This is a genomic window from Lentzea aerocolonigenes (assembly GCF_000955955.1).
Lineage (GTDB): Bacteria > Actinomycetota > Actinomycetes > Mycobacteriales > Pseudonocardiaceae > Lentzea > Lentzea aerocolonigenes_A.
On record NZ_JYJG01000091.1, the window covers coordinates 1 to 207 of the forward strand.

Below are 207 nucleotides of genomic sequence, written 5' to 3' on the forward strand. Positions count from 1 at the left end.
CGACTACTCGGTGAAGTTCACCCCGCCCGCCGGGATGCTGGTGTCGCCGCAGGACCAGGGTGGCGACGACGCGCTCGACTCCGACGGTGACAACACCGGTGCGACCGCGGTGTTCACCCTCGGCCAGACCGCGACCGACCGCACGTGGGACTTCGGTCTCATCCCGGCCACGGCTTCGGTCGGCGACCGGGTGTGGTCGGACGCGAA

Annotated in this window: 1 protein-coding gene; it reads left to right on the top strand. The window is 70.5% G+C overall.

The genetic code is table 11. The features are described 5' to 3' along the window. The coding region (locus UK23_RS14980; RefSeq protein WP_045312118.1) for an SdrD B-like domain-containing protein at positions 1–207 on the top strand (207 nt) is incomplete at both ends.